Raw genomic sequence first — 6,411 nt, forward strand, 5'->3', positions numbered from 1 at the left:
ATAGATTTTCGTAAAAAAGTTCTCTCTTATTGTGAGCGAACAGGTAGTATAACAGAAGCATCATACGTTTTCCAAATCTCACGTAATACCATTATCTAAAAGAGAAAATAGGTAATCTAAACCAGCAAGTAAAAGGAACAAAAACAAGAAAAGTTGATAGAGACAGACTTAAAACTGACAATCCAGACGCTTATTTGACTGAAATATCTTCTGAATTTGGCTGTCATCCAACTACTATCCACTATGCTCTCAAAGCTATGGGCTAAACTCGAAAAAAGAACCACACCTACCATGAACAAGACCCAGAAAAAGTAGCTTTATTCCCTCTTCCTCCCTACTCACCTGAGTACAATACTATTGAAAAAACATGGGCTTATATCAAAAAGCACCTCAAAAAGAGCCTATTTGGTCCTACTCTTGTTTCAATAAACTATATTTCTTATAAAAACAAAAGGATTAAGGGAGTAATTTTCCTTAATCCGAAAGTTCTTATTCTTGACGTTGTCCGAAATCTGAAATCATCTGCTCCATTTCTTGTCGACTTGGAGTCGTCAGCATATACAGGTAATCTCCTTGAAGTTCCGCAAAAGCCGCTGGCATGATTTTCTTAACCTTGAACTGCTGGCTGTATTTGGCAAGCAAGTCCTCCTCAGCATAGACATAGTGAGCATTGGCACGGCGAGACGTAGCCAAACAATACTGAGGTTCAAAGTCTGACGCTGGGAACTCATCTCCTGCAACTATAGCTGCATAGCCACAATAGAGATCCAAGGAATGAGCAAAATTATAAACATCTATAGTGAAACCACCTGCAGGACGGTTATTGTACTCGATGGCAATATAATCATCCCCTTCACGGAAGAACTCGATATGGAAGAAACGTTCTTTCATACCAAATTCCTTGACAATCGCTTCACCATACTTGCGAAGTTTGGGATCCATATCCTTGAGTACATAGTAAGAATTGTCCATCTTATAAATCATGAGATCAAGTGGTGTATAGGCGTAGTCAAAGGTTGTTGAAAAGACAATCTTGCCATCCTTGTCCACAAGACTATCAAAAGTACAAATTTCGCTAGATGTAACAAATTTTTCAAAGAAATAAACGGTTGAATGGTCCCATTCTGCCTTGAAGTGATTGATATCGTCTGCTGTCTCAAGCTTAAAGGTTGCGGCTGCTCCGACTCCGTTATCAGGTTTTGCAATCATTGGAAGGCCGATTTCTTTTACTGCTTGATCGACATCTGCTTCCGTCTTGATGACAGCTCCAGGTACCACAGGGACACCTGCTTTTTTGAAAAGTTTCTTCATTTCAGACTTAAATTTAGTCTTTTTGAGATCCTCTGGTTTGGCACCAAAGACATTGAATTGTTCTCTGAGTGTTGCGTCTAGTTCTAGCCAATATTCATTGTGGGACTCGATACGATCAATTGGACCATGTTTATAAAAGAGAAAAGCAACCGCACGTTTGACTTCGTCTATGTTTTCCAGATTGTCTACACGGAAATACTCAGTCAGGCTATTGCGCAAGGGCTCATCCAATTGCTCGTATGGTTCTTGACCAATTCCCAAGACGGTAATGCCTTTATTGGCTAGTTCAATTGTAAACTGTTGAAAGTTTTGTGGATAGTAGGGAGAAATAACAAGGTAATTCATAGGTAACTCCTTTTATAAATAGAGATTGCTGAGGAAATAAGGCACTTGTTTGCGCCACCATTCCCAGTCGTGGGCGACATCGTGTCCCCATTCTGCAAACCAGGCTGGAATTTGTTTCTGATCAAAGGCTTCCTTAAGCTTGTAGAAAGACGGTAGGCCGTCTTGTTCCCAGGCACCAAGACCCGTACAAAGCACAATCTCTGCCTGACGGTAACGGTCGATGAACCAGCCGTCGTTCTGATTCCAGATATAATCTACTGGCGAGTTTTGGTAAATAGCATCGTCATTGTAGTAATCGCCGACAAAGAAACGTGCGTCGTAAACTCCACTAAGAGCAACTACTTTGGTAAAAACATCTGGATGCTGGAGGAAGAAATTGACAGCATGGTAGGCGCCCATGGAGCAACCTGTCGTCATCATACCATCAAACCAACCTGTCTTATGCTTGATAAAAGGAATGGCCTCCCCAATCACATAGCGTTCGTAGGCACGGTGCATCTCTGCTTGGTCGTGACCATTTTTCCAAGTGGCCAACCAGCTCTCACTGTCAACACTGGATAGGGTAAAGAACTGAACACGGCCTTCCTCGATAAAGGAAGTACAGGCATCAATCATTCCAAAATCATAGTATTCGTTGTGACTACCACCTGATGAAGCAAAGACCACAACTGGAATCCCAGCATGTCCATAACGGTTGAGATACATTTCACGGTTGAGGTGACCACTCCAGTGGCTAAGGTTTTCAATATGCATTGGCTTTCTCCTTTCTTAACTTACCATTTTTCTGCAAAAAATCTCAGACAGTCTGGTAAATTCTCCGACCAAGGGATTTCACTATGGATGGCACCAGACTGAACTTTCAAGACAAGATTATCCAGATGAACTCCCCCAGCAATCAAATCATGGTAATAGCGAAGCGACGAGTCGATATAGGCTTGTTTGATATTGCCAGCCATCAAGGTCTTGTCTGTGTCATCTGCTTCTTCTGTTCCTACATAGATGAAGATGCGCTGGTCAGGCGACAGTTTCTGGCGCTCGATATAACGGTTAAATGCTTCTTGGTGGAGCCAGTTGGCAGATGAAAAGACGCCTAGGCAACCAATTTGGTCTTGGTATTCCAAACCGATAAATTGGGTAATATTTCCTCCCAGCGAGGAACCAATCATAGCCGTATGTTGGCGGTCAGCTTTGGTACGGTAGATCTCATCGATAAAAGGTTTGACCACCTCCATAACAAATTCGGCATACTCCACACCCTTACCGCCAAACTGCTGCCCTGGGATAGGAGATTCTTGGAACTTCCATGCCGCATACTCATTCATCCGCCCCATTCCATCATTATCAATGGCTACGACAATCATGCGACTGATATCAGGATTACGCTTAATAGCTGGGATAATCTTCCATGAATGACCAATGAAAGACTCCTTGCTATAAAAAACATTTTGCCCGTCATGAAAGTAAACAACAGGATAGGAACGGTCCGTGTCTTTCTCATAATCTTTAGGCAGAAGAACACGCACACGGCGCTCCTTACCTGTATAAGGAACCTTGAGTTTGTGTTCTTTCATTTTTAGATAAAAGTAGGATTGATTCATTGTCAGAAAACTCTCTATATTCAAAAATTTATTCTTATTATATCACAGTTTAAGAAAAAAAGTCAGTTTTTCTTCCATTTTTGGATTAAAAACTAACTTTTTCATTTAATTTTCTAAATTCTTTTGGATTTTCTGATTATAGTAGGCTATCAATCAAGTCATCAACTTCATCTTTTTCAGCTTGAGGTGTAATCTCAGTAATCATAATCCCTGCCACTGCTCGATCAACCAAAGCTTCAACATCCATGCGTGCTTCATACTGCTCTGCATTCTTAATCTTAGGATTAGTCTTTGGACGATCAGGTGCAAAAATCGTACAGCAGTCCTCAAAAGGCTGGATAGAAATGTCAAAGGTATCGATTTGCTGGGCGATGTCAATGATTTCCAACTTGTCCATAGTGACAACAGGACGGATGATGGGAGTGTTGGTCACAGCGTTAATAGCCTGCATACTTTCAAGAGTTTGACTGGCTACTTGACCAAGACTTTCCCCATTGATGATAACTAAACCATTTCGTACCTCACGGATACGGTCGGTAATCCGCATCATAAAGCGACGCGTCAAGGTCATCAAATAAGCTTCTGGAGCCTTAGCCTTGATTTCCTCTTGAATCTCAGTGAAAGGAACCTCGATAAACTGGATATTTCCCCCAAACTTGGTCAATTTACGGGTCAAGTCCTGCGCTTTCTTGAGGGCACCGGGACTAGTATATGGTGGACTAGCAAAGTGAACAGCCTCGATGTCCACCCCACGTTTAAGCGCTAGATAGCCAGCTACAGGTGAGTCAATTCCCCCTGATAACATGAGCATGCCCTTACCAGAAGTTCCCACTGGCAAGCCACCTGCCCCACGAATGGTTTCATAGGAAAGATAAGCCGCTTCCTCACGAATCTCCACCTGAAGATTGATATCAGGATTTTTCATCTGAGCTTGCACATTTGGAATGGCTTCAAAAACAGCTCCTCCAAGCGTTTGGTTGAGTTCACGACTGTCGAGTTCAAAGTTGTGGTCGCTACGCTTGCTAGAAATCTTAAAGGTCATACCTTCCTTGTAGATGTCCTGCATAATCTCTTGCACAGAAGACTTCAGAACTTCTACAGATTTTTCAATCTTATAAACAGGGGAAAAGTTTTGAATCCCAAATACTTGTTTGAGCGATTCTGCTACTGCTGTGTAATCAGCTCCATTGAGGTAAGCGTGGGCACGGTCGCGATCTGCCCTTACCTTAACTTGGGGATAGATAGACAAAACGTCTGAAATATTATTGCGAAGTTTATTGATGAAACGCATACGGTTTTTGCCCTTGGTTGACAGCTCACCGTAGCGAATCATAATTTCTGAATACTGCATGAATGCTCCTATCTTACTTTTCTAGTTTGATTGTAAATTAATTTTAGCTTGGTCAAAAACTGCTCGACCTGACTCATATCATTTTCAAGGTCTAGGCTAAGACGCACAGCTGACTGGGCCTTATCTTTATCCACTCCCATGGCAATCAGGGTTCCAGCTGGTTTTCCTGCCTTGGACGAACAAGCAGATGTCGTTGAGATGAAAATATCATAGTCTTCAAAGGCGTGAACAATGACCTCACCACGAACACCCTTAATTCCAAAAGTTAGGATATGAGGGGCAAAGTCTTCCTCATCTGAAAAGACAAAAATATCTGGATAGTCCAGAAGTGCTTGACGAATCACTGCCTTCATCTGACCAGTCTTGCTAGTAAAGATATCTAGCTTTTCCATCGATAAACGGAGAGCCTTAGCTGTCGCTGCGATTCCTGCCACATTTTCAGTTGTCGAACGATAATCTCGCTCCTGACCACCACCTGTCAAAAGAGACGTAATCTTCTTGCCAGACTTGATATAGACAAAACCAACACCACGAACTCCGTGGAACTTGTGACTAGAGAAGGTCGCGAAATCCACTCGATCAGTCAAATATTTTTCAGTCGGAATTTTAGCAAGTGCCTGAACTGCATCAACGTGGAAGGAAATAGTCGGCTTGTCTGCTAACAGTTCTGAAATAGCTTGAATAGGTTGAATCGAGCCAATTTCATTGTTCACAGCCATGACGGAAACGAGGCTCGTATCAGGTCTTATCAAATCTGCTAGTGCCTCAACATCCACAAATCCTTTGTTATCAACTGGAGCAAAATCCACTTCAAAACCTTGAGATTTCAACCAAAGGGCTGACTCTTTGACTGCCGGATGTTCAATGGCTGATACAATGATGTGCTTTCCAAACTGAGCCTTTTCAAAGGCCACACCCTTGATGACCCAGTTATCTCCTTCTGTCCCACCAGAAGTAAAGAAGATTTCATCACTTTTCTTACCGATTAAATCTGCAATCTGTTGGCGAGAAGCATCTAAGATTCGTGTTGCCTGGTCTCCCAAACGATGGAGACTAGATGGATTTCCTAAAATTTTTGAAGCGACCTGCATATAGGTTTCAAGGGCTTCAGGATAGGGCTTGGTCGTCGCCGAATTATCAAAGTAAATCATGTTTTCTCACGCTTTCTAAAATCACTCCTTCTATTGTATCATGAAACGGAGCCTGCGACAAGAAAGGGCAATTCCTCTTTTTTTAAGATTTTTTTAAAGAAATGCGGTATAATAAATTTTAATTAAAGGAGAGAATGTATGTCTAATTATCGTAGAACTTCAAAACCAAAAACAGAACACATCAAAAAAGGCTTTACAGTCTTTCAAAAAACCGTCGCTACTATCGGTAGTATTCTTGGCTTAATTACCGCAAGTATCACTATCATGAACGCCTTGGATAATAACAAAAATACTAAAAAAGAACCTATGACAAGCCAGACGACAACAATTGTCAAAGAAATTCAAAAGGAATCCCCTCAGGAAAATACTAGTCCCAATAAGGAAACTAACACTACCCAAGAAAAAACACAGCAAGAAGAAACGCCAAAATCTAGCGTCAAGGAAGAGAAAAAAGAAGAGCAGAAAACAGCAACTCAGGACTCTACTACACCTGCTCCAAGTAAACCTGCCACTGAAAATGAAAAACAGGCCAATACGCCAACTTCAGAAAATAAAAGCAATCCTCAGTAAGCACATGGCCTAAAAAAACTCTAAGCAGGCAGAGCCTGCTAACTCATGACAGAAAAAGAAGTTTAGCTTATAATGAAGATGAACA

6 protein-coding genes and 2 pseudogenes are annotated in these 6,411 nt (G+C 41.7%); 3 read left to right on the forward strand and 5 right to left on the reverse strand.

Going from position 1 to position 6,411, the window contains the following annotated elements; genetic code table 11:
• Together ADH54_RS11915 and ADH54_RS12760 are read left to right on the forward strand one after the other, a co-directional pair.
• Positions 1-263, forward strand: a pseudogene (locus ADH54_RS11915) (IS630 transposase-related protein); the annotation flags it as partial.
• Between the two features lie 84 nt (positions 264-347).
• Positions 348-602 (forward strand): annotated as a pseudogene (locus ADH54_RS12760) (hypothetical protein); the annotation flags it as partial.
• Here the strand turns inward: ADH54_RS12760 and ADH54_RS07775 are convergent.
• The 5 genes from ADH54_RS07775 to ADH54_RS07795 form a co-directional block, all read right to left on the reverse strand.
• Complete coding sequence (locus ADH54_RS07775; protein WP_049524669.1) at positions 490-1,656, reverse strand: ATP-grasp domain-containing protein; 1,167 nt, start codon at positions 1,654-1,656, stop codon at positions 490-492. The pseudogene ADH54_RS12760 and the gene ADH54_RS07775 overlap by 113 nt on opposite strands.
• Positions 1,657-1,668: 12 nt before the next feature.
• Entirely contained in the window at positions 1,669-2,409 is a 741-nt protein-coding gene (locus ADH54_RS07780; RefSeq protein ID WP_049524670.1) for an esterase family protein, read from the reverse strand.
• A gap of 20 nt (positions 2,410-2,429) precedes the next feature.
• Positions 2,430-3,254, reverse strand: a complete 825-nt coding sequence (locus ADH54_RS07785; protein ID WP_049524671.1) for an alpha/beta hydrolase — start codon at positions 3,252-3,254, stop codon at positions 2,430-2,432.
• 136 nt (positions 3,255-3,390) lie between these two features.
• Positions 3,391-4,605: a tRNA uracil 4-sulfurtransferase ThiI gene (thiI, locus tag ADH54_RS07790; protein WP_049524672.1), complete on the reverse strand. Its 1,215-nt coding sequence runs from the start codon at positions 4,603-4,605 to the stop codon at positions 3,391-3,393.
• Between the two features lie 8 nt (positions 4,606-4,613).
• Positions 4,614-5,756 (reverse strand): cysteine desulfurase family protein, encoded by a 1,143-nt coding sequence (locus ADH54_RS07795; RefSeq protein WP_049524673.1) that lies wholly within the window; start codon positions 5,754-5,756, stop codon positions 4,614-4,616.
• A 138-nt stretch (positions 5,757-5,894) separates the two neighbouring features.
• Here ADH54_RS07795 and ADH54_RS07800 point away from each other — a divergent pair, with 138 nt between their 5' ends.
• Positions 5,895-6,326: a DUF6556 family protein gene (locus tag ADH54_RS07800; protein WP_049524674.1), complete on the forward strand. Its 432-nt coding sequence runs from the start codon at positions 5,895-5,897 to the stop codon at positions 6,324-6,326.
• The last annotated feature ends 85 nt before the right edge of the window (positions 6,327-6,411 follow it).

It is taken from the genome of Streptococcus pseudopneumoniae (assembly GCF_001072315.1).
Lineage (GTDB): Bacteria > Bacillota > Bacilli > Lactobacillales > Streptococcaceae > Streptococcus > Streptococcus pseudopneumoniae_R.